This window comes from Pseudomonas sp. B10(2017) (assembly GCF_002113295.1).
In the GTDB taxonomy this organism is placed as follows: Bacteria; Pseudomonadota; Gammaproteobacteria; order Pseudomonadales; family Pseudomonadaceae; genus Aquipseudomonas; species Aquipseudomonas pudica.
In genome coordinates this window covers 1-23,612 of record NZ_NEJU01000018.1, presented here as the reverse complement: position 1 = coordinate 23,612, position 23,612 = coordinate 1, and the positions used below count along the sequence as shown (strand labels likewise).

14 protein-coding genes and 2 pseudogenes are annotated in these 23,612 nt (G+C 59.5%); all 16 read left to right on the top strand.

Annotated elements, in window-relative coordinates; translation table 11 throughout:
• Positions 1 to 21 precede the first annotated feature (21 nt).
• Positions 22 to 12,930, top strand: a complete 12,909-nt coding sequence (locus tag CAF92_RS19915) for a hemagglutinin repeat-containing protein (RefSeq protein ID WP_085601701.1) — start codon at positions 22 to 24, stop codon at positions 12,928 to 12,930.
• A gap of 5 nt (positions 12,931 to 12,935) precedes the next feature.
• Positions 12,936 to 13,190, top strand: coding sequence for a MafI family immunity protein (locus tag CAF92_RS19910; RefSeq protein WP_075043697.1), 255 nt, complete (start codon positions 12,936 to 12,938; stop codon positions 13,188 to 13,190).
• A gap of 119 nt (positions 13,191 to 13,309) precedes the next feature.
• Positions 13,310 to 14,165: pseudogene (locus tag CAF92_RS19905) on the top strand (IS5 family transposase).
• Positions 14,098 to 14,418, top strand: a complete 321-nt coding sequence (locus CAF92_RS27905) for a DNA/RNA non-specific endonuclease (protein ID WP_371916249.1) — start codon at positions 14,098 to 14,100, stop codon at positions 14,416 to 14,418. Before CAF92_RS19905 ends, CAF92_RS27905 begins: the two are co-directional and overlap by 68 nt.
• A complete protein-coding gene (locus tag CAF92_RS19895; RefSeq protein WP_085601700.1) occupies positions 14,411 to 14,737 on the top strand; it encodes a hypothetical protein in 327 nt (108 codons plus the stop codon). Before CAF92_RS27905 ends, CAF92_RS19895 begins: the two co-directional genes overlap by 8 nt.
• A 275-nt stretch (positions 14,738 to 15,012) precedes the next feature.
• Entirely contained in the window at positions 15,013 to 15,225 is a 213-nt protein-coding gene (locus CAF92_RS27035; protein ID WP_143516173.1) for a hypothetical protein, read from the top strand.
• 144 nt (positions 15,226 to 15,369) lie between these two features.
• A complete protein-coding gene (locus CAF92_RS27365) occupies positions 15,370 to 15,540 on the top strand; it encodes a hypothetical protein (protein WP_158090607.1) in 171 nt (56 codons plus the stop codon).
• Positions 15,537 to 16,088 carry a hypothetical protein gene (locus tag CAF92_RS19890; protein WP_075043689.1) on the top strand — a complete coding sequence of 184 codons (552 nt, stop codon included), beginning with the start codon at positions 15,537 to 15,539 and terminating at the stop codon, positions 16,086 to 16,088. Before CAF92_RS27365 ends, CAF92_RS19890 begins: the two co-directional genes overlap by 4 nt.
• 462 nt (positions 16,089 to 16,550) lie before the next feature.
• A pseudogene (locus CAF92_RS19885) lies at positions 16,551 to 17,407 on the top strand (IS5 family transposase).
• Positions 17,340 to 17,654: a DNA/RNA non-specific endonuclease gene (locus tag CAF92_RS27900; RefSeq protein ID WP_085601699.1), complete on the top strand. Its 315-nt coding sequence runs from the start codon at positions 17,340 to 17,342 to the stop codon at positions 17,652 to 17,654. The pseudogene CAF92_RS19885 and the gene CAF92_RS27900 overlap by 68 nt, the downstream one beginning before the upstream one ends.
• Positions 17,654 to 18,094, top strand: a complete 441-nt coding sequence (locus tag CAF92_RS19875; protein ID WP_218191748.1) for a hypothetical protein — start codon at positions 17,654 to 17,656, stop codon at positions 18,092 to 18,094. The genes CAF92_RS27900 and CAF92_RS19875 overlap by 1 nt, the downstream gene beginning before the upstream one ends.
• Positions 18,095 to 18,108: 14 nt before the next feature.
• Positions 18,109 to 18,483: a barstar family protein gene (locus CAF92_RS19870; RefSeq protein WP_085601698.1), complete on the top strand. Its 375-nt coding sequence runs from the start codon at positions 18,109 to 18,111 to the stop codon at positions 18,481 to 18,483.
• Between the two features lie 196 nt (positions 18,484 to 18,679).
• Positions 18,680 to 18,910: an HNH/ENDO VII family nuclease gene (locus tag CAF92_RS19865; protein ID WP_256573777.1), complete on the top strand. Its 231-nt coding sequence runs from the start codon at positions 18,680 to 18,682 to the stop codon at positions 18,908 to 18,910.
• 2 nt (positions 18,911 to 18,912) lie between these two features.
• Positions 18,913 to 19,374, top strand: a complete 462-nt coding sequence (locus tag CAF92_RS19860; RefSeq protein ID WP_085601696.1) for an SMI1/KNR4 family protein — start codon at positions 18,913 to 18,915, stop codon at positions 19,372 to 19,374.
• Between the two features lie 705 nt (positions 19,375 to 20,079).
• The gene (gene ettA / locus CAF92_RS19855) at positions 20,080 to 21,747 is read left to right on the top strand and encodes an energy-dependent translational throttle protein EttA (RefSeq protein WP_085601695.1); all 1,668 of its coding nucleotides are present in this window, start codon (positions 20,080 to 20,082) and stop codon (positions 21,745 to 21,747) included.
• Between the two features lie 313 nt (positions 21,748 to 22,060).
• Positions 22,061 to 23,401 carry an NADP-specific glutamate dehydrogenase gene (gene gdhA, locus CAF92_RS19850; RefSeq protein ID WP_085601694.1) on the top strand — a complete coding sequence of 447 codons (1,341 nt, stop codon included), beginning with the start codon at positions 22,061 to 22,063 and terminating at the stop codon, positions 23,399 to 23,401.
• Positions 23,402 to 23,612 lie beyond the last annotated feature (211 nt).

Here is a 23,612-nt window from a genome sequence, read left to right as displayed (position 1 = left end):
GCGCTTTTCCCGAGTACCGACATGGACGTTCGTCAATTCGCCTTCCTGGCCCGTCAGCCTTCGGCTGCCCTGCAAACACGCCGCACCTTCTGGGGCCTGTCCAAGCGTGGGCTGGCTTTCATGCTGGCCAACATGATGTTCTGGCAGCCGCTGGTGGCCATGGCCGACGGCATCGTGGTCAACGGCAGTGGCACCAGCCTCGGCCAGGCAGGCAACGGCGTGCCCATCGTCAATATCGCTGCACCCAGCGGCGCTGGGCTGTCGCACAACAAGTTCAGTGACTACAACGTCGGCCAGCAAGGCGTAATCCTCAACAACGCCACCGGCCGCACCCAGGCCACCCAGCTGGGCGGCATCGTTCTCGGCAACAGCAACCTGGGCGGCCGTGCGGCCAGCACCATCCTCAACGAGGTCAATGGTGGCAACCCGAGCCAGCTCAAGGGTTACACCGAGGTGGCCGGGCAGTCGGCGCATGTCATTGTCGCCAACCCCTATGGCGTAACCTGCAACGGCTGCGGTTTCATCAATACGCCCAGGGCCACGCTGACGACCGGCAAGCCGGTAGTCGAAAATGGGCAACTGCAGCGCTATCAGGTGCAGCAAGGCAGTGTCGCCATCGAAGGCGCCGGGCTCAATGCCAGCAACATCGACCAGTTCGAGATCATCACCCGCAGCGCCAGAATCAACGCCCAGATCCAGGCCCGCCAGCTGGCGGTGGTCGCCGGCAGCAACGACGTCGATGCGCAGAGCCTGGCCGCCACCGCACGTGCTGCCGACTCGGCCCAGGCGCCGCAGTTGGCCATCGATTCCTCGGCACTGGGCGGCATGTACGCCAACACCATCAAGCTGGTAGGTACCGAAGCCGGCGTGGGGGTGAAGCTCGACGGCAAGCTGATTGCCAGCGGCGGCGATATCCAACTCGATGCCAACGGCCAGCTGCGCATGGCCGAGGCCACCGCAGCCAAGGGCTCGGTGGCGATCACGGCCAGCCAGCTCGATGCCCAGGGCGGGGTATATGCCGGCAACGAACTGAAAGTGCGCACCCAGGGCGACCTGAACAATCGCCAGTCGCTCGCTGCCGGTCAACGCATCAGCCTGGACAGCGCAGGGCGGCTGAGCAACCAAGGCATCATCGAAGCGGGCGTCAACGCCGACAACAGCCGCAACACCACCGGCGACGCACGCCTGAACGCCAGGCACATCGATAACCATGGCAACACCGTGGTGGCCAGCCGCGATCTGAGCGTCACGGCGCAGCAAAGCCTGAACAACCAGGGCGGTACGCTCGGCGCCCGGTCTCGCCTCAGCGCAAGCGCCGATACCCTCGACAATCGCAACGCCGGCAGGCTGCTCAGCAGCGGCCAGGCGGACCTCACAGCCTCACGCCTGAACAACGCCCAAGGCGGGCTGATCGACGGCGCCAGCGTGAACGCCAAGGTTGGCCAGCTGGACAACGCCGCCGGTAGCGTGCGCGCGGGCCAGCACCTGGCTCTGACGGCCAGCGGCGCGGTGGATAACCGTGGTGGCCAGCTGACCAGTCTGCAGACCCTGAACCTCAACGCTGGCCAGGTAAACAATAGCGACAGCGGGCGCATTGCCAGTAACCAGGCACTAAGCGCCAGTGTCACGGGCCTCGACCAGCACAACGGCGGCAGCCTGACCAGCGTCAGCGAGCTGAGCCTGAACCTGAACAAAGGCCACCTGAACAATCAGGGTGGCCTGATCAATGCGCCACGCCTGACCCTGAACAACCTCGACACGGTGGATAACCACAAGGGCGAAATCTCCAGCGCCCAGGCGTTTGCGCTGGTGGCGCGCAGTCTCGACAACAGCCTTGGCAAGCTGCTCGGCAACCAGAACCTGAGCCTGCATCTGGACCAGGCACTGAACAACGACGGCGGGCTGGTTTCCGCTAACGGCATCAATGTGCGTGCCGCCAGCCTGGATAACCATGCGGGTACCTTTACCAGCCGTGCCGACCTGGCGCTGCAAGTGACCGGTAACAGCAACAACCAGTCAGGCGAGATTTCCAGCGTCGGTACCACCACCCTCAAAGGTGGCAGCCTCGACAACCGCGGTGGCCAGGTCACCGGCGATGCGGCCTTGCAGGTAGCGCTGGGCGACGCCCTGGACAATCGCCGAGGCCTGCTCGGATCGGCCGGGGGCGTCCACCTGCAGGCCGCCAGCCTGGACAACCGCGAGGCCGGCAACCTGGTCAGCGACGCGGGCCTGAGCGCCGAGGTCACCCGCTTGCTGGACAACCAGCAAGGCGAGATCAGCGCCAAAGGCAACATCGACCTGCGCGCGGCCAAACTCGACAACCGTGGCGGCAAACTGCGCGCCGGCCAGCAGGCGAGCCTGAATGTCGAGCAACTGGACAACCGCCAGCAAGGGCTGCTGAACAGCCTGGCCGCACTCAGCTACAAGGGTTTGCAACTGGACAACCGTGGTGGCCTGCTAAGCTCCGCCGGGCCGGTGCGCCTGCAAGCCGGCAGCCTGGACAATAGCGGCGGTCGTATTTCCAGCCAGCGCACACTGCTGGCCCAGTTCGGGAAAATGATCAACCAAGGTGGCGAGCTGGTTGCCCAGGGCGACCTGTTGCTGGCCGGCAGCTACCTGGACAACCGCGCCAAAGGCTTGATCGGTGGCACCAGCGCGTTACGGCTGAATGTTGCCGAAATCGACAACCGTGGCGGAGAAATCTCCACCACCAAGGCGTTGGCCATGCAAGGCACCCGCCTGGACAACAGCGACAGCGGCAAGGTCCTGGCCGGCAGCGCCCTGCAACTGCAGATGACCGAGGTGCTCAACCGCAACCTGGGCCTTCTGTCGGCCACCGGGCCGCTGACCCTAAGCGGCCAGCAGCTGGACAACGGCCAAGGGCGTCTGGTCAGTGGTAGCGACCTGGACGTTGGCCTGGTTGGCGGGTTAACCAACCAGCAGGGACTGATCAGTGCCGAAGGGCGCCTGGGCGTTACCGTCGGCAAGCTGGACAACAGCAGCGGCAAGCTCTCCAGCGCTGCCGGCCTTTCGCTGACCAGCGCCGGCACGCTGCTCAACCGCAACGGCTCGATCACTACCGACGCCGGTCTGGCGCTGACCAGCCAAAGCCTCGACAACGGCCAGGCCGGCTTGCTCAGCAGCAAAGGCGCGGCCAAGGTCGTTACCGGCACCTTCGACAACGGCGAGGGCGCGCAACTGGTCAGTGGCGACCGCCTCGACCTTGATGCCGGCCAGCTCAATAACGGCCAGGGCAGCCGCATCGCCAGTGAAAAGGCGCTGGTCGCCAGCGTCACCGGCCTCGCTCAGGACGGTGGCCAACTGTTCAGCAAAACTGCGCTGACCCTCGACCTTAACCACGGCCAGCTGAGCAACCGGCAGGGGCTGATCAACGCGCCACTGCTGGTGCTGAACAACCTTGCCAAGGTGGATAACCAGCAAGGCGAAATCTCCAGTGCCCAAGCATTCACCCTGGCAGCACGCAGCCTGGACAACAGCAACGGCCGGCTGATCGGCCAGCAAGGCCTGACCCTGCGCATTGACCAGGCACTTAACAACGTCAAGGGCCTGGTAGCGGCCAATGGCCTGGACCTGCGCAGCGCCAGCCTGGACAACAACCTGGGCCTGATCAGCAGCCGCGCCGGCCTGGGCCTGGCCGTCGACGGCGAACTGCGTAATCAGGGCGGTACGCTGATCGCAGATGATCGCCTGCACATGCAGGCCGGCAGCCTGCTGAACCAGCAGGGGCAGGTTTCCGCTGCGGGCGAGTTGCAAGCGCGAATTGGCACCCTCGATAACCAGGCCGGTGTGCTGGTTGCCTCTGGGTACCTGAAACTGTCCGGTGACCAACTCGACAACCGCCAGGGTGGCCTGATCGGTTCGAGCCAGGGCCTGGACTTGCAGGTGGCGGCGGTAGACAACCGCGCCGGGGAGCTGTCGAGCAAGGCGGACGTCATCCTCGGCGGTACCCGCCTGGACAACAGTGACGGCGGCAAGGTGCTGGCCGACGGCAAGCTGCAAGTCGCCGTCGCCGAGGTGATCAACCGTAGCAAAGGCATGCTCTCGGGCAAGGCCGGCCTGGGCTTGACCGGTAACAGCCTGGACAACGTCGGCGGCCTGCTGCTCAGCCAGCACGCCATCGATGCCACGCTACAAGGCACACTCGACAACCGTCAGGGCCTGATCAGTGCCGAAGGTAGCTTGGGCCTGGCGAGCAACGCACTCGACAACCGCGGCGGCAGTGTTTCCAGCGCGGGGGCGATGACCCTCAAGCACACCGGCAACGTCCTCAACCAGGGCGGGGAATTGGTCACCGATGCAGCGCTGCAACTGAGCGCGGGCCAGGTCACCAACACCGACCAGGGAACCATCAGCGCCAAGGGACCGGCCAGCATCGACGCCGGCAGTCTCGACAATAACCGCAAAGGCCGGATCGAAAGCGGCGCCAGCCTGGGCCTGATCACCGGCCAGCTGAGCAACCGCGATGGCGGCCGAATTGCCAGCGACGGCGCCCTGTTGGTCAATGCCAGCGGCCTTGACCAGCAAGGTGGACAGCTGTTCAGTAACAGCGCATTGACCCTGGACCTCAACCATGGCCAGCTGGATAACCGCCACGGGCTGATCAACGCCCCGATGCTGGTACTGAAGAACCTCGGTGGGGTGAACAACCAGGGCGGCGAGATCTCCTCGGCCCAGGCCTTCACCCTGGGTGCTCGCAGCCTGGACAACAGCAGCGGCAAGGTGCTGAGCAATCAGGCGCTGACCCTGCGCATCGCCCAGGCCTTGCACAACATCAAAGGCCTGGTCGCTGCCGAAACCCTGCATGCCCGTGCTGCAAGCCTGGACAATAGCGGTGGCACGCTGACCAGCCGTGATGGCCTCGACCTGCAGTTGGCCGACAGCCTGAACAACAGCCAGCAAGGCCTGATCAACGCCGCTGGCCTGCTGTACATTGCAGCCCGCGCTGTCGACAACCAGGCAGGCTCGCTGTTGGGCAACGCCATTCGCATCGATTTCGGCAGTGCCACTGGCGACCTGAACAACGATGGTGGCCTGATCACCACCGATGGCCCGCTGGCCCTCGACCGCCTGCGCGACCTGAGCAACCGCGGCGGTGAAATTTCCTCGCGGCAGGACCTTGCCCTGGCCGGCCGTGCCCTGGACAACAGCGCTGGCAAGCTGATCAGCAGTGGCCAGCTGAATGTCACCGCCCAGGGCCTGCTGAACCAGGGCGGACTGGTCTCGGGCTGGCGGGGCCTGGGCGTAAATCTGGGCAGCCTCGACAACCGCAACCAGGGCACCCTGTCCAGCCGCGATGGCGCGTTGGACGCCGCAGTCAGCGGCGACCTGCAGAACAGCGCTGGTGGCGCGCTGGTCAGCCAGCAAACCCTGAACGTGGCAGCGGCGAACCTCGACAACAGTGGTGCCGGCATCCTGTCCAGTGGCGGCGCGCAGCGCCTGACCATCAGCGGGCTGCTGAACAACGGCCAGGGTGGCCTGATCGACAGCGGCGCGGCGCTGGCCCTCAACGCCATGGCCCTGGGCAACGGCGCCGGCAGCATCAGCGCCCGTCAGGCACTCGATGTGAATGCCGGTAGCCTGGACAACAGCGCCGGCAGCCTGATTGGCAATGCGGCCGTCACCCTCAAGCTGCTTGGCACCCTTGCCAACAACAACGGCAAGCTTGCCAGCGCCGGCCCCCTGCGCATCGACAATGCCACGCAAATCGACAACCAGGGTGGCCAGATCGCCAGTCAGGGCCTGCTGAGCCTGTTCGCCAGCAGCCTGGACAACCGCAATCGCGGTACCGTGGCGGCCAGCCAGCAACTGACCCTGGCCGTTGACGGCCAGCTGCTCAACAGCGCCGCCGGCCTGATCTACAGCCAGAACGGCGGCGCCGATGTGCGTGCCGCCAGCATTGGCAACACCAAGGGCACTTTGCAGAGCCAGGGGGCCTTGCAACTGGTGACCGGTGATGTCGACAACCAGAGTGGCCGTATTCTGGCCGACGCTGGCAACCTCGACGTCACGGCCGGCAACCTGGACAACCGTGGCGGCGTGCTTTCCAGCCTGCAAGGCAAGTTGGTCGCCGACCTGCGCGGTGTGCTGAACAACGGTTATGACCTGAACAACAACCGCCAGGGTGGCGTCACGCAGGCCCAGGCCCTCGACCTCAAGGTACTGGGTGGCATCGACAACTATGGCGGGCGAATTGCTGCACAAGCTGGCGATGCCTTGGTCAGCACCGCCGATTTCGACAACCGCAACGGCGGCCTTTATGCCCAAGGGCTGGTCAAGGTTACAGGTGGCAATTTCGACAACAGCGGCGACAACGATGGCCAGATCGCCGGCCAACGCATCGACCTGGACCTCAGCGGTGCGCTGAACAACCGCCTGGGCATCATTGAAAGCGACAGTACCCTGGCCATCAAGGCGGCCAGCCTCGACAACCAGACCGGCCAGTTGCGTGCCTTGGGCACAAGCGGCGCCACCCGCCTGCAGATCGGCGGCCCGTTCGACAACCGCAACGGCACGCTGGAAACCGCCAACAGCGACCTCAGCCTCGGCGTTGGCAGTTTCCTCAACGCTGGCGGCAGCCTGCTGCACGTGGGCAGCGGCAATTTCGACATCAGCACAGCCAATGTCACGGGCGCCGGCGGTAGTATCGTCACCCGGGGCGGCCTCACTCTCAACGCTGACAGCTGGAGCAACAGCAACGTTATCCAGGCCGGGCGCCTGACGCTCAATGTCGGCAACTTCAGCCAGACCGCCAACGGCCAGTTGCTGGCCAGCGAAGCGCTGGTCGGCAGCGGCAGCGACTGGAGCAACGACGGCCTGATCGCCAGTGACGGCAGCCTCAGCCTCGATCTGGCTGGCACCTACGCCGGCAACGGCCGCCTGAGCAGCCGTGGCGACCTTGGCCTGAGCGCCGCACAGGTCAACCTGAGCAACACCGGCAGCATCGCCAGCGGTGGCACCACCAGCCTCTCGGTAGTCGGGCAGTTGAACAATGCCGGCCGCCTGACGTCTGCTACCGGCCTTTCCCTCGTGGCAGGCGGCGTCAACAACCAAGGCACGCTGGGTGCCGGCGAAGCGCTGAGCGTGACCACCGGCGCCCTGGTCAACAGCGACCAGGGCCTGATTTTCAGCGGCAGGGATATGGGCCTGCGGGTCGCCAGCCTGACCAACAGCTATGCCGACGTCTACAGCCTGGGCGCCCTGACCATCGACCGGGATGGCCAGGGCGGCTTGGCCAACAGCATCGTGAACCGTTCCGGCTCGCTGCAGAGCGACCTGTCGATGAGCCTGGCAGCGAGCACCATTCAGAACGTGCGGGCGGTGCTGCAGACCGACAACAAGGGCCTCTACACCGCCCGCGTTGGCGAGGTGGCCTGCATCGAGGGCTACAACGCCGGCGACTGTGGCGGCAAGCGCAACCACGTCTGGGAGATCGTCCAGCGTGACAAGTTCGAGGTGACCGACGCCAGTGCCGCCTCCAGCATCACCACCGGCGGCAACCTGACCATCCGGGGCGGCGACCTGCTCAACAGCAGCAGCACCATCGCCGCTGCCGGTAACCTGGTGGCCAGGGTCGACAACCTGACCAACAGCGGTGTGGAAACCGGCGAGACCGAAACCACCCGCATCTTCCGTTCCGAACGTACCCGCAACGCCGGGGCCTGGTACCAGCTGGCCAGCTCGATCACCAGCAAGTACTGGTACGAGAGCGCTGGTTACGACCCTGCCAACATGGGTGGCTTGCAAGCTGACCTGGCCAGGTTCATCGGCATGACCGAAGCGGAGCTGGTGAGCCTTGGCAGCACCCGCAAACTAGCGGCTGGCGACCAGAGCTATGCCGCCATCATGCAGGCCAATGGCGCGGTGAACATCACCGCCGGCAACGGCATCGACAACAGCGTCGTGCGCCCGGGTTACGCCTACATCGGTAGCGGCGCGCGTACCGATACCACCGCACCCGGTACGGCGTTTTCCACCCGCATCACACTCAACCAGCAGCTACCGCCGGACCTCGCCCAACAACAGGTCAACCCGCTGGCGCTGCCCGGCTTCAGCTTGCCCACTGGGCAGAACGGCTTGTTCCGCCTGAGCAGCGAGGCCGGCAGCACGACCGCCAGCGGCCCGCAAAGCTGGAGCATGGGCGGCGCCAGCCTGAGCGTCGCGCAGCGCCAGCAACCCTTGCCGCTGGCCCAGGGGCGCACGGTCAGCATCCGCGGTGCCGACCAAGCGGCAGGCAGCAGCACCACGCTGAGTACGGCCGACCGCACCCAGGCGAACGTCGCCGGTAGTGCCAGCGCCGTCGACACCAGCCTGCCCGGGAACGCCGGTGGCCCCGCGCTGCCCGGCCGTTCGGCGGTGGACGACCGCATCAGCCAGGCCTCCACGCTCAACGGCCAAGGCCCGCTCACCATCGAGCGCGTGCAAGGCCTGCCCGACAGCAGCGTGCGCAGTAACCCGCACAAGTATCTGATCGAAACCAACCCGGTGCTCACCGACCTCAAGCAGTTCATGAGCTCCGACTACTTGCTGGCGAACCTTGGCTACGACCCGGATGAAAGTGCCAAGCGCCTGGGCGATGGCTTCTACGAGCAGAAGCTGATCCAGCAGGCCGTGGTCGCCCGCACCGGGCAACGCTTTATCGATGGCCAGAACAGTGACGAACAGCTGTTCAAGTACCTGATGGACAATGCCATCCAGAGCAAGCAACAGCTCAACCTGGCAGTAGGCGTGAGCCTCACCTCCGAACAGGTGGCGGCGCTGACCCATGACATCGTCTGGCTGGAAACCGCCGAGGTGAATGGCGAGCAGGTGCTGGTGCCAGTGCTCTATCTGGCGCACGGCAACAACCGTCTGGCCCCCAACGGCGCTCTGATCGCCGGCAACGACGTCAACCTGATCGCCGGCCAGAACCTCAACAACGTCGGCACCCTGCGCGCCAGCAACAACCTGTCGGCCAAGGCCGGCAACAACATGGTGAACAGCGGCCTGGTCGAGGCTGGCAACCGCCTCGACCTGCTGGCTGGCAACGATCTGGTGAACAAGGCCGGCGGTATCATCGCCGGGCGCGACGTCAGCCTCGCCGCCGTGCGTGACGTGATCAACGAACGCACTTTGACTTCGCACCAGAGCAGCAACGGCAGCTACGCCCAGCAGCGCGACTTCGTCGATAACGCCGCCCGGGTGGAAGCCGCGAACAACCTGGCGATCAACGCCGGGCGCGACCTGAGCAACAACGGCGGCGTGCTCAGCAGCGCTGCCGACACCAGCCTGAAGGCCGGCCGCGATGTGAAGCTGACCTCGGTCGAGCAAGTGGTGGTAAACGACCGCGGCGTGCGCCACACCGACAGCAGCGTGACCCAGAACGGCTCGAGCGTGCAGGCCGGGCGTGACCTGAGCGTCAGCGCCGGGCGCGATATCAGCGCGGTGGCCAGTGCGATCGAGGCCAAGCGGGATGTGGCCATGGCGGCGACGGGCGATCTGCAGCTGGCAGCGGCCGCCAACGAGCAGCACTCGGCGAGCAAGACCCGGAAAGTCACCAGCCAGGAGGACCATGTCCAGCAGGTGGGCAGCACCGTGGTGGCTGGCGGCAATGTGGCATTGAAGGCTGGCGACGACCTAGCCCTGAGCGCCAGCCGCGTGACGGCGGGCGATGAGGCCTACCTTTACGCCGGTGGCGATGTACAGCTGGTCGCTGAGGAGAACAGCGACTACAGCTACTACCGCAAGACCAAGACCAGCCACTCCGGGCTATCCAGCAGCCAGAAGACCCGGATCGACAGTTCGAAGGCCATCACTCAGCAGGGCTCGTCGGTCAGTGGTGACACGGTGGTCGTTCGCGCCGGGCAGGATATCGGCGTGTCAGGCAGCAGCATCGTGTCCACCAACGACACCAGCCTGCTGGCGGGCCGTAACGTGCAGATCGATAGCGCGACCGAAACGTTCGAGCAAAGCCACTCGAGCTCGAAGAAGAAATCGGGCCTGCTCAGCAGTGGAGGCATCGGCTTCACGTTGGGCTCGACCAGCCTGGAAAAAACCTCGACCAGCACCAGTGAGAACTCCAAGGCCAGCACCATTGGCAGCGTGCTGGGCAATGTCACCATCGAGGCGGGCAAGGACCTGGGTATCAAGGGGTCGGAGGTTGTCGCCGGCAAGGACATCACCCTGGTCGGGCAGAACGTCGAGATCGTTGCTGCCGAAAACCACAACACCAGCGAGCAGACGTCCAAGAGCAAGAGCAGCGGCTTGACCTTGGCGCTGTCCGGTATGGTTGGCAGTGCCATCGACACCGCTTACCAGACTACCAAGCAAGCGACCCGGGAAGAGGACAGCCGGCTTTCTGCACTCCAAGGTATCAAGGCCGGGCTGACCGGTGTTCAGGCCTGGCAGGCTGCCCAGCAGAGCGGTGGCATGACGGCGGATAATGCTGGCCAGTTCGTAGGTATCGCCTTATCGCTGGGCGGGCAGAAGTCGAGCTCGCGGCAGACCCAGGAACAGACCGTCAGCCAGGGCAGCAGCCTGACCAGTGGCAACGACCTGAGCATTGTGGCCACCGGCAACTGGGCCGGCAGCGGCGGGGATATCCGGGTACAAGGCAGTCAACTCAAGGCCGGCAATGACCTGCTGTTGTCCGCCGAACGCGACATCCAGCTTGAGGCTGCTGCCAATACGCAAAAGCTCGATGGCAAGAACAGCAGCAGTGGCGGCGCCATCGGCGCCAGCATTGGTGTAGGTTCTGAAGGTGCCGGTCTCAGCATCTTCGCCAATGCCAACAAGGGTGCCGGCAACGAGAAAGGCAACGGCACGACCTGGACCGAAACCACACTGGACGCCGGCAATGAGGCGACCCTGCTCAGCGGGCGGGACACGGCGCTCAAAGGGGCGCAGGTCAACGCCGCGAAAATCACCGCCGACGTAGGGCGCGACCTGACGCTGCAAAGCCTGCAGGACACCGACAACTACAAGTCCAAACAGGCCAATGTCAGCGGTGGGTTGAGCGTCACCATCATCGGCGCGGGCGGGGCAAGCGGCAGTCTCAGCGTCAGCAAGACCAAGCTCGACTCCAACTACCAGAGCGTGCAGGAGCAGACCGGTCTGTTCGCCGGCAAGGGCGGTTATCAGGTCGATGTGGGCAAGCACACCCAGCTTGACGGCAGCGTCATTGCCAGTACTGCCGACGCCGACAAGAACCGCCTGAGCACCGGTACCCTGGGCTGGAGCGATATCGCCAACAAGGCCGAGTTCAAGAGCCAGTTGGCCAGCGCCAGCATCAGCGGTGGCAACGGTGGTGCTGACACCTTCACCAGCAACATGCCAAGCGGCACGTTGATCGCCTACAACCACAGCGGCAGCGCCAGCGGCACCACATCTTCGGCCATTTCCGAAGGCACGCTGGAAATCCGAGACCCGGGCCGGCAGCAGCAGGATGTGACCAGCCTCAGTCACGACGTCGAGCATGCCAACGACAGCATCAGCCCGATCTTCGACAAGGAGAAGGAACAGCGGCGCCTGCAGCAGGTGCAGCTTATTGGCGAAATCGGCACACAGGTATCGGACATCGTCCGCACCCAGGGGCAGCTGAAGGCTGACCAGGAGGCGCGTGCGGAACTTGAAGCACACGGCATCGTGGCGCCGGGTGAAGGGGCAAGCAAGGAGGCGGTGAAGGCGTACCAGAAACAACTGGTCGCCACCGAGGCTTACCAGCGAATCATGGGTAAGTACGGCACCAGTGGTGATTACCAGCGCGTGACCCAGGCCGTGACAGCGGCACTGCAAGGGTTGGCGGGTGGTGACCTTGGTGGTGCGCTTGCCGGTGCGTCAGCCCCTTACCTGGCCGGAGTTATCAAGAAAGTAGCGGGTGACAACGACAGCGTCCGAGTCATGGCCCATGCCGTGTTGGGTGCTGTGGTTGCCCAGACCCAGGGTAACTCGGCGGCTTCGGGTGCGGCCGGTGCGGCTACGGGTGAGTTGATTGCTGCTCGGATCTTCCCTGACAAGAGTCGGGATCAACTGAGTGAGGAAGAGAAACAGACTATTTCTACGTTGGCGACGCTTGCTTCAGGGTTGGCAGGCGCCGCAACGGGTGGAAGCTTGGCAGACGCTGTCGCAGCGGGCCAGGCGGGAAGAAATTCCGCGGAAAACAACGCGCTGAGCGATATTGCTGAGGCATTGGCGGCAGGCAAGACACCGGAGGTAGTGGCCGAAGAGCGTGTCAAGGCGGAGAACGAACGCTACAAACAGCAGAACTGCGTCGGATTAACCTCGGACGCCTGCTTGGTCAAGATGTACAAGGAGCGGCGGGAACACCTAGAAGGTACTCTGTCGACAGGCGCTGATTTTGTACCCGTAATTGGTGATATAAAGAGCTACGTGGAAGCTGAGAGCGCGCTGGACTATCTCGCCGCAACCATAGGCGTCGTCCCGGGTGTAGGGGATGCCGCGGGCAAGGCGATTAAAGCGGCTGAAACAGCGCTGAAGAAAGGAGACCTTGCTGAAGCGTCGCGGCTGATCAATGAAAGCAGTCGGCACATTGCGTCTGGTGCAAAAGCATCTGGAAAGAATTACGTCGATATTCTTTCTCCTGAAGCAAAGCAGCACATTCTTTATGGTGATAAGCCGGGAAGCGGCGGCCACATGTGGCCAGGACAGCAAGGGAAGACCGTTTTCCCTGAAAGCTGGTCCGCAGACAAGATTGTTCATGCGATCGGCGATATTACGACCTCTCCGAGTACTAAATGGTACGCGCAAACAGGAACCGGTGGGGCTTATACGGCTAAGGGAGATCCTGCCAAATGGGTTGCTTATGAAACTCGTGATGGTGTACGTATGCGAGTTGTATACCAACCAGCTACTGGGAAGGTGGTTACCGCGTTTCCTGATGATGCTCCTGTCCCGCCTTATAAACCTATTAGGTAAATTTTATGTTTGCAGATCGTATTATTGAATTCGGGAAGAAATTCGACGGCCGATTGGAAGCTGGCCTGCTCCAAGGGGCTTTGGACTATGTCGCGTACAATGAGGAAGGCCTAGCCTTTGAGATACTATGCGATCACATTTGTGAATTTGATATTTCTATTACGGACGACGAGTACCAGGAGGCAGTTAGACTTATCACAGATCTAGGGTTTGATTTAGATGAGGGGCCATTTAAGCACTTGGTGGGATTGAAGAAATAAAAACCTAGGGGTCGGTTGGTGCAAAAGGCGCAGGTGAGGTTGCCTCGAAACCCAATTGCCGCCCTTTGGAAGCTGAAATTCTGTAGGGTTTCCGGCCATCTACGGAACGGAGTTCTGTGATGGCAAAGCGTTACGAACTCTCGGACGAGGCCTGGGATGTGGCCTCTGATCTCTTCATCGAAACTCATGGTCGAGGGCGACCGCGTCTAAGCGACCGCCTGATGCTCGATGGCCTGCTCTGGGTGCTCTGCTCGGGCGCTGCGTGGCAAGACATGCCGGAGCGCTTCGGCCCATGGTCAACGGTGTATCAACGGTTTCGCGGATGGCGAAACCAGGGGACGTTCGATCAGATGCTCAAACGCTCACCCCTGAGATTGAATGAGCAAGGCTTGATTGATCTGCAAACCTGGATGATCGTCTCGACCGCAGTACGTGCAACCCGAGCCTCATCTGGCGCTCGGAAAAAAGGGGGCCTGACGAACCTGCCGATCACGCTCTAGGCCCCAGTCGCGGTGGCCCGACAACTAAGATCCACTTGCTCTGCGACGCCAACGGGACACCGTTGCGCTTCCTCCTCTCTGGCGGTCAAGCCAGTTACATCAGCTACGCACAACCACTGCTGGACGAAGTCAGCATTCTATCGAACCAACGTGGCCGCCCGTGCAAGCGCCGCAAATGGTTGCTCGCCGACAAGGGCTACGACGCCGAAACGCTGCGCCGTTACTGCGACCAGTACCGTATGCAACCCGTCATCCCGATGCGCTCAATGAAGCGCAAACCCAAGCCTGGCTTACCCAGACTGTTTGATCTGCCCAAATACTGACAGCGCAACATCATTGAGCGCATTTTGGCTGGCTGAAAGAGAATCGCCGCATCGTCAGACGCTTCGACAAGCTCGCGAAAAACTATGCCGCCATGGTCTCACTGGCTTGTTCCATGCGGTGTTTGCGACATCTCTTTTCGTACGGAGCCTAGTATATTCAACGGACCTGGGGAGAGGTTGAACCTCCTTCCCATGAATGGGAACTTGAATAAAGGTACTTGGAAATCTATGGAGAATACATGGGTGTCCGCACTTAAGGAGGGAAAGCAAGTTAGCGTAAAGATTGAGCCTATTTATTCTGGCAATAGTGCTCGGCCAGAAAGCTTTTATGTGAAGTATTCAATAGGTAGTGCTCGTCCAAAAGAAGTTGTATTAAAAACTCGCCGGGTGGAAATTGATGCGTAGTGATGATATCTACAATGACATTGGGAATATTCTATTTGAGATTGCTCCCGATGGAGCCTGTAAAGTTATTATGCGTGCACAACTATCCCAGGAGCTAGATAGCTGTGAGTATGAGTATGACTACATTGATGCACAAGGTAACGTTGCCTGGTTTACGGCAGGCGGGCGAGTAAATACAGATATTTTAGATCTTTTAATAGAGTTGCGTAGTTGGTATGTTGAGAATAAGCTGACGGGAGGGCTGCCAGCGTGGAGTGGTTGTGAGGTGGCCTTGGACTTGATTAAATTTAAAATTAGCATCGACTTTATTTATCCTTGAGAATTAAGTGGCAAGTTTAGATGTAGAGGCTTAGGCTGAACATGGTGTGCTTTTGGGAAGTGTCAGATTTTTTGTGTACGGGCCGGTAACGGCCTGCCGTCTGGCAGGCCCTGATTTTCACTGGGTCGGCCTGATGAACCGATCTCCGTACAAATCGCGAATTTGATTCATCGCACTTTTCCAATCCTGCGCCGCTGAGCCCCAGTTCGCCGTCATGTTTCGCAGGCCCAGCCAGATCAGCAGAGGCAATCAATGAACGGGCACGTCAGGACGGCTTGCTCGGCTCGACCTTGGCGCCGGTGGATGTGCCAGGAATCATTAATCTTGTCGATAAAGGTGCTATGCGGGATGATGTAGTCAAGTTAGCGGCGGTGGTGATACTAGGCAAAGCTACCAGCGGTGCAAAAGGTACTGCAACAGATCCGAAGGTCACCATCAAAGATCACTATGATCATCACTTGAATATGGTGGATGACATAAAGGATTAACTTTCGTCTCAAGGGTTCAGAGTCAGCGAAAAGGAAATGTCATTCGGTAGCTCCTGCGGAACTGGTCGTTGTAGGCCAGATATCGTGGCCGAAGCACCTGATGGGACCTTGAGAATTATTGAGGTTAAGACAGGGGGCGCGGACTTGAGTATTCGTCAGTCAGAAATTTTCCCTCAAATAAAAGATGGGGCTTCAATTCCAAGGGGGAAAGTTGCCGAAAGTTTTGGCCTCACGCCAGGCGTACCACTAAAGGATCAAGGTTATCCTAACGGTATCCCTATTGAGATAATGAATTTTCCTGGTGCTAAGTTATGAAGGAAAAAGATGTGGCTTCAGTTTTGACGGAGCTGGGCTGGGTTTGTAGCAAGGATGAAGTCGGGGATTATTTTTGCGTGACAGATGTTGATGGGGTTAAACTTCAAGTAATCCCGTCTGTGAAGAAGCGCTCGGATCATTTTCGGGTGTCACTTATGCCATCGGTTTCGACCAAAGAATTCTCGGAAACTGTTGCGTTTGTGCGGGGAGAGGGGAGCGGATATTCGCCGGTAATAGTCAGTAATGAGCCTCCAGAGAAGTTGCCTGAATTTTCTAGTGATGATGTTCTCAGGATGTCTGAGAAAGCCATGTCTTGGGCACGCTCTCAAAATATTGAGTCAGGCCTGATGGTTTATAGAAGTCTGCCGACTGACAGTAAAGGCGCGATGCCCCTTCGGCACTTGGCTGCATTGGCAATAGCTGGTGACGTTGAACGATTGGACGGTTACAAGAAGAGCTTTGAGATGGGAGACAGGCTTGGTTTTGTACCCTACATTACTGATGGCATGATTGATCGGGCAGTCTTGAAAGCCAAACTTGCAAAATAGATTTTTTCTTGAGCGCTACACACCTTTGACACCGGCCTTGGGCCGGTGTTGTATTTCGCTTTACGTTCAAAACCGTCCCATCCTTCGCTACGCGTTTTGTTTGCTTTGGTGGATATCCGGCGCACTCTAGCGCCAGTATTTTCAGTTGCTTTTGCACCCTGATTGCACTCTTTCTGCATCCTATCTGCACTCAAGTTGCACCCCTTTTGCACCCACCTCTGACGACCTACGGTCTATCTGCTCAATACGCCCTTTTTGAGCATGATTTTTCGCTCCTTAACAGGATCAAAATCTCAATACACATCACGCACCTCTTGCGAGGTGAGTATTTTCTTATGTATCAATTAGTTATCCGACTTCTGTCTTCTAGGCTCTGTACGAAATCCCGAGAAACCCAATTGCCGCCCTTCGGAAGCTGAAATTCTGCAGGGTTCCCGGCCATCTACGGAAAGGAGTTCTGTGATGGCAAAGCGTTACGAACTCTCGGACGAGGCCTGGGATGTGGTCTCTGATCTCTTCATCGAAACTCATGGTCGGGGGCGACCGCGTCTAAGCGACCGCCTGATGCTCGATGGCGTGCTCTGGGTGCTCTGCTCGGGCGCTGCGTGGCGAGACATGCCGGAGCGCTTCGGCCCATGGTCAACGGTGTATCAACGGTTTCGCGGCTGGCGAAACCAAGGGACGTTCGATCAGATGCTCAAGTGCTTACACCTGAGATTGAATGAGCAAGGCTTGATTGATCTGCAAACCTGGATGATCGACTCAACCGCAGTACGTGCAACCCGAGCCTCATCTGGCGCTCGGAAAAAAGGGGGCCTGACGAACCTGCCGATCACGCTCTAGGCTCCAGTCGCGGTGGCCCGACAACTAAGATCCACTTGCTCTGCGACGCCAACGGGACACCGTTGCGCTTCCTCCTCTCTGGCGGTCAAACCAGTGACATCAGCTACGCACAACCACTGCTGGACGAAGTCAGCATTCCATCGAACCAACGTGGCCGCCCGCGCAAGCGCCGCAAATGGTTGCTCGCCGACAAGGGCTACGACGCCGAAACGCTGCGCCGTTACTGCGACCAGTACCGTATGCAACCCGTCATCCCGATGCGCTCAATGAAGCGCAAACCCAAGCCTGGCTTACCCAGACTGTTTGATCGGCCCAAATACTGACAGCGCAACATCATTGAGCGTATTTTTGGCTGGCTGAAAGAGAATCGCCGCATCGTCACACGCTTCGACAAGCTCGCGAAAAGCTATGCCGCCATGGTCTCACTGGCTTGTTCCATGCGGTGTTTGCGACATCTCTTTTCGTACGGAGCCTAGTATATTCAACGGACCTGGGGAGAGGTTGAACCTCCTTCCCATGAATGGAAACTTGAATAAAGGTACTTGGAAATCTATGGGGAATACATGGGCGTCCGCATTCAAGGAGGGAAAGCAAGTTAACGTAAAGATTGAGACTATTTATTTTGGCAATACTGTTCGGCCAGAAAGCTTTAACGTGCAGTATTCAATAGGTATTGCTCGTCCAAAAGAAATTTTATTTAAAAGCTCACCGGGTGTAAATTGATGCGTAGTGATGATGATATCTATAATGATATTGGGGGTATTCTGTTTGAGATTGCTCCCGATGGAGCCTGTAAAGTTATTATGCGTGCACAACTATCCCAGGAGCTAGATAGCTGTGAGTATGAGTATGACTACATTGATGAACAAGGTAACGTTGCCTGGTTTACGGCAGGCGGGCGAGTCAATACAGATATTTTAGATCTTTTAATGGAGTTGCGTCGTTGGTATGTTGAGAATGAACTGACAGGAGGGCTGCCAGCGTGGAGTGGCTGTGAGGTGGCCTTGGACTTGATTAAATTTAAAATTTGCATCGACTTTATGTACGTACATCCTACCCCAGGTGTTTCAGGGCCAGGGCCTCAGCGGACAGTTGTTGGGAAGGGTGGTGAGATGTACTACACTGCAGGTCATTACAAAACATTTATCCCAGTCAATAAATAAAACAAGGAGTGGAAATGCTGCCATTCAAGTACTCCGATCTCACGCCTTCATTCGACGCTGCGGAAGTCTTTTATGTCCGTATTGATCCGAAAATTTCTCTCTCGGAAGAGCTGCTGAGCGCGCTATATTACCAGCTATGGCTTCCAGGGTATTTTGGATTCAATTGGGATGCACTCTACGACTGTTTGAGAGATCTTGAATGGATTCCATGCCGCAAGGTGGTTCTTGTGCATGAAGTTACTCCAAACGTGCCAGTAGATGACCTGAAGGTTTACTTGGAGGTGTTGCGCGACGCGGCTCTTGACTGGGGGCGAGATGAGGCGCATCAATTGGAGGTTTTCTTCCGGTCGACTGACCGAATTGCAGTGGAGGCACTTTTAATGAGCTAATTCAAGTGGTGCAAAAGGAATAGGGAACGCTACAGAGGCGGGCTCTGTTTTTACTCAGTAACGTAATTTTTGGTCAAAAGATCCTATTCAGTTTAGTGGGAATAAGGTCTGTCGGCGGAATGATTTATTTGATCCTAATTTGCAAACTAGTTGGCGTGAAGGTGGCAAAGTCATAACAGGTAGTAATGTTGAGCGTATGGCCTCTGGTCGAGCGCCCATAGGTGTAGATGGCGAGTCGGTGAACCTGCACCATATGACGCAAACACAGTCAGGGCCTATTGCAGAAATGACGCAAAATTTTCACCAAGCCAATAGTGCAACTATTCATATTAACCCTAATACAATTCCTTCTGGTATTGATAGGGCAGCTTTTGATAAGTGGAAGGTGCAGTACTGGAAGCAACGATCTGCAGACTTTAGGAATTGAGAATGAGCCAAGTTACGACGCATCAAGTTGAGGATTTAGTATCACTGCATCCTGATATCGTGTGCTTTGGTAGCCAGGCCGATTGCGTGGGTGATGACTGGATTGAGAAGGCCGAGCAGCGGCTAGGGCTTGAACTGCCAGGGTCGTACAAGTGGTTTTTAAAGACGTATGCGGGTGGCGAGATTGGTACTGAAGAAATTTACAGTATCTATGGCGTGGACTTTGAGGGTGTCAATGGAGGGGATATTGTCTATCAGCATATTTTGGGCATAAAAAATAATCTGGTAGATCGCAAAAAGCTTGTGATTAGCGAAACTGATATGGGGGAGGTCTTTTTCTTTGACTATTCAAAGTTTAAAGATGGTGAGTGTCCTGTGAATTTTCGACTTCCGTCTGGTGAAGATGTTAATTACGCTTCAGATTTTTATGAGTTTTTATATAAACGAATTTCTGCTCATATTTGATAGGTGTCCTCATTCAGCACCGGCCATGCGCCGGTGTTTTTTTATCTGCTTACTGCAAAATCTCCTTTCCTTCGCTGCTTGCTTTGGTCGTGGCCTGAGCGATCAGGGCATCGAGCATCTGCGCAACAGAGTGTGGGTGATGCCGTGTTCTTTGCGCAGGCGGGCAATTCGCTCGCCCACGGCAATGAAAAATTCACTTTTTTCGCTGGTGATGCTCAGTCCGCAGGCCAAGCCCCGTCTTGGTCTATACCAGAGGGGCGTACTCCGCTTTGCTCAGCCTCCCTTTGTCCAATGATGAACAGGACAACCTTTCTGCCACCCAGCAGGCGAACAGTTGAGCGTGTCGCACGTAGTTGAGATGATAGCCAGCTTGGCAGCGGCGACGACTGCCGCAGGCGCTACAGGAGCGAGCAGCGTGCCGGCTCTGAGCGTCATGGCGAGGTCGATTTTTGTAGCGAGAACATGAGGTAGGGCGGAAAAAGGCTGCTTCACTGCGTTGCACCACCCAGCGACGGCATCCAGACCCCCGGCCAATCCTCGCCAACTGCGCAACGGATCATTTTCATGGCGAGAAGGCTGTTTACGCGTTTTTGCAGCCCAAATTAACAGCGCGACGCCAGACAACGAATTTTTTGGCAATGGCAGCCCGGTCAAATTCACGTGGGCTGCCCGGTATTTCTTAACCTTTAGACTGGGGTATCCAGAATGGCTCAATACGTCTACACCATGCATCGGCTGAGCAAGGTCGTGCCGCCGAAGCGGGAAATTCTCAAGAACATTTCCCTGTCGTTCTTCCCGGGCGCCAAGATCGGCGTGCTCGGCCTGAACGGCGCCGGTAAATCGACCCTGCTGCGGATCATGGCGGGCGTCGACAAGGAATTCGACGGCGAAGCCCGTCCGATGCCCGACATCAACGTTGGCTACCTGCCGCAGGAACCGCAACTGGACCCGAACAAGTCGGTGCGCGAAGTGGTCGAGGAAGCGGTCAGCGTGATCAAGGACGCCCAGGCACGCCTGGACGAGGTCTACGCCGCCTACGCCGAACCGGATGCCGACTTCGACAAGCTGGCCGCCGAGCAGGCCAAGCTGGAAGCCATCCTGCAGGCCGCTGACGGCCACAACCTTGAGCGCCAGCTGGACGTTGCCGCCGACGCCCTGCGCCTGCCGGCCTGGGACGCACGCATCGAGCACCTGTCCGGTGGTGAGAAGCGCCGCGTGGCCCTGTGCCGCCTGCTGCTGTCGGCCCCCGACATGCTGCTGCTGGACGAACCGACCAACCACCTGGACGCCGACTCGGTGGCCTGGCTGGAGCGCTTCCTGCACGACTTCCCGGGCACCGTGGTAGCCATTACCCACGACCGTTACTTCCTCGACAACGTCGCTGGCTGGATCCTGGAACTGGACCGCGGCGCCGGCATCCCGTACGAAGGCAACTACTCGGGCTGGCTGGAAGCCAAGTCCGAGCGCCTGGCGCAGGAATCCAAGCAGCAGAGCGCCCACGAGAAGGCCATGAAAGAGGAACTGGAATGGGTGCGCAAAGGCGCCAAGGCCCGCCAGTCCAAGTCCAAGGCCCGTCTGCAGCGCTTTGAAGAAATGCAGTCGCAGGAATTCCAGAAGCGCAGCGAAACCAACGAGATCTACATCCCGGCCGGTCCGCGCCTGGGCGACAAGGTCATCGAGTTCAAGAACGTCACCAAAGGCTACGGCGACCGCGTGCTGATCGACAACCTGTCGTTCTCCATGCCCAAAGGCGCCATCGTTGGTGTTATCGGTGGTAACGGTGCCGGTAAGTCGACCCTGTTCCGCATGCTGATGGGCAAGGAGCAGCCGGACTCGGGCAGCATCGAGATCGGTGAAACCGTGCAACTGGCCTGCGTCGACCAGAGCCGTGAGGACCTGGACGGTGCCAAGACGGTGTTCCAGCAGATTTCCGACGGTTCCGACATGATCCGCATCGGCAACTACGAGATCCCGTCGCGTACTTATGTAGGCCGCTTCAACTTCAAGGGTGGTGACCAGCAGAAGTTCGTCAAGGACCTGTCCGGTGGTGAGCGTGGCCGCCTGCACCTGGCTCTGACCCTGAAGGAGGGCGGTAACGTCCTGCTGCTCGACGAACCGTCCAACGACCTCGACGTCGAAACCCTGCGCTCGCTGGAAGAAGCCCTGCTGGACTTCCCGGGCGCGGCGATCGTGATTTCCCACGACCGTTGGTTCCTGGACCGTGTGGCTACCCACATCCTGGCGTACGAAGACGACTCGAACGTGGTGTTCTTCGAGGGTAACTACACCGAGTACGAAGCCGACCGCAAGAAGCGCCTGGGCGATGCTGCTGCCCAGCCGCACCGTGTACGGCACAAGAAGCTGGCCCAGTAAGCCAGTGTTTTGATGCACAGGAATGGGGCCCTTTGAGGCCCCATTTTTGTGCCTGGCTGGAAAGTGGTGCTGGCTTCATTCGCGGGCATGCCCGCCCCCACAGGAGCCCCTGGAAACCAAGGCCTGTGATGAACCTGTGGGAGCGGGCGAGCCCGCGAATGAAGCCGCCGCTGTCCTGGGTTTTGTATACACTTATAGAAAACGCACCAAATAAATTCAAAAAAACGACATTTCGCCCTATTCCGGTGCGATTGCTTCTTGGTACATTCGTGAAAAAACCAATAAGTCCAATCCTCTTGGTGAGATGTCTACCATGATCGAATCTGTCGACAATTTCCTCGCGCGCCTGAAGCAACGCGACCCGGCCCAACCTGAATTCCACCAGGCGGTGGAAGAAGTGCTGCGCAGCCTGTGGCCATTCCTCGAGGCCAACCCGCATTACCTGCAGGCCGGCATTCTGGAGCGCATGGTCGAGCCAGAGCGCGCCGTGCTGTTCCGCGTGTCCTGGGTCGATGACCAGGGTAAGGTGCAGGTCAACCGCGGCTACCGCATCCAGATGAGCAGCGCCATCGGCCCGTACAAGGGCGGCCTGCGCTTCCACCCGTCGGTCAACCTGGGCGTGCTGAAATTCCTGGCCTTCGAGCAGGTGTTCAAGAACTCCCTCACCTCGCTGCCCATGGGCGGGGGCAAAGGCGGTTCGGACTTCGACCCCAAATGCAAGAGCGACGCCGAAGTCATGCGCTTCTGCCAGGCGTTCATGAGCGAGCTGTACCGCCACATTGGTGCTGACCTGGACGTCCCTGCCGGCGACATCGGCGTGGGTGCCCGCGAAATCGGCTTCATGTTCGGCCAGTACAAGCGCCTGGCCAACCAGTTCACTTCGGTGCTGACCGGCAAGGGCATGACCTACGGCGGCAGCCTGATCCGCCCGGAAGCCACCGGCTACGGCTGCGTGTACTTTGCTGAAGAAATGCTCAAGCGCCAGGACAAGCGTATCGATGGCTGCCGCGTGGCGATTTCCGGTTCGGGTAACGTGGCCCAGTATGCTGCGCGCAAGGTCATGGACCTGGGCGGCAAGGTAATTTCGCTGTCCGACTCCGAAGGCACCCTGTACGCCGAAGCTGGCCTGACCGATGCCCAATGGGATGCGGTGATGGAGCTGAAGAACGTCAAGCGTGGCCGCATCAGCGAACTGGCTGCGCAGTTCGGCCTGGAGTTCCGCAAGGGCCAGACCCCGTGGAGCCTGCCGTGCGACATTGCCCTGCCGTGTGCCACGCAGAACGAACTGGACGCCGAAGACGCCCGCACCTTGCTGCGCAATGGCTGCATCTGCGTGGCCGAAGGCGCCAACATGCCGACCACTCTGGAGGCTGTGGATATCTTCCTGGAAGCGGGCATTCTGTACGCCCCGGGCAAGGCCTCCAACGCCGGCGGCGTGGCCGTGTCGGGCCTGGAGATGTCGCAGAACGCCATGCGCCTGCTGTGGACTGCCGGTGAGGTGGACAGCAAGCTGCACAACATCATGCAGTCGATTCACCATGCTTGCGTGCATTACGGTGAAGAGGCGGATGGCAGCATCAACTACGTCAAAGGTGCGAACATCGCAGGCTTCGTGAAAGTGGCTGATGCGATGCTGGCGCAGGGCGTCGTTTGATCTGAGGCCGCAGGGGCTGCTGTGCAGCCCATCGCCGGCAAGCCGGCCCCCACAGGTATATCACTGTCCTCGAGGCCTGTGGTGTACCTGTGGGAGCTGGCTTGCCGGCGATGGGCCGTACAGCGGCCCCTCAGGGCTCAGCCTCGATCTCGATAATCTCGATCACCTGTTCCCCCACCGGCCGCCGCCAGACCACCTCATCTCCTGGCCT

Coding starts and splice junctions, on each gene's coding strand:
- CAF92_RS19915 (WP_085601701.1), top strand. CDS start 22: ATGGACGTTCGTCAATTCGCCTTCCTGGCCCGTCAGCCTTCGGCTGCC.
- CAF92_RS27905 (WP_371916249.1), top strand. CDS start 14,098: ATGCCGCCATGGTCTCACTGGCTTGTTCCATGCGGTGTTTGCGACATC.
- CAF92_RS19890 (WP_075043689.1), top strand. CDS start 15,537: ATGAAGGAAAAAGATGTGGCTTCAGTTTTGACGGAGCTGGGCTGGGTT.
- CAF92_RS19910 (WP_075043697.1), top strand. CDS start 12,936: ATGTTTGCAGATCGTATTATTGAATTCGGGAAGAAATTCGACGGCCGA.
- CAF92_RS19875 (WP_218191748.1), top strand. CDS start 17,654: ATGCGTAGTGATGATGATATCTATAATGATATTGGGGGTATTCTGTTT.
- CAF92_RS19870 (WP_085601698.1), top strand. CDS start 18,109: ATGCTGCCATTCAAGTACTCCGATCTCACGCCTTCATTCGACGCTGCG.
- CAF92_RS19865 (WP_256573777.1), top strand. CDS start 18,680: ATGGCCTCTGGTCGAGCGCCCATAGGTGTAGATGGCGAGTCGGTGAAC.
- CAF92_RS19895 (WP_085601700.1), top strand. CDS start 14,411: ATGCGTAGTGATGATATCTACAATGACATTGGGAATATTCTATTTGAG.
- ettA (WP_085601695.1), top strand. CDS start 20,080: ATGGCTCAATACGTCTACACCATGCATCGGCTGAGCAAGGTCGTGCCG.
- CAF92_RS27900 (WP_085601699.1), top strand. CDS start 17,340: ATGCCGCCATGGTCTCACTGGCTTGTTCCATGCGGTGTTTGCGACATC.
- CAF92_RS19860 (WP_085601696.1), top strand. CDS start 18,913: ATGAGCCAAGTTACGACGCATCAAGTTGAGGATTTAGTATCACTGCAT.
- gdhA (WP_085601694.1), top strand. CDS start 22,061: ATGATCGAATCTGTCGACAATTTCCTCGCGCGCCTGAAGCAACGCGAC.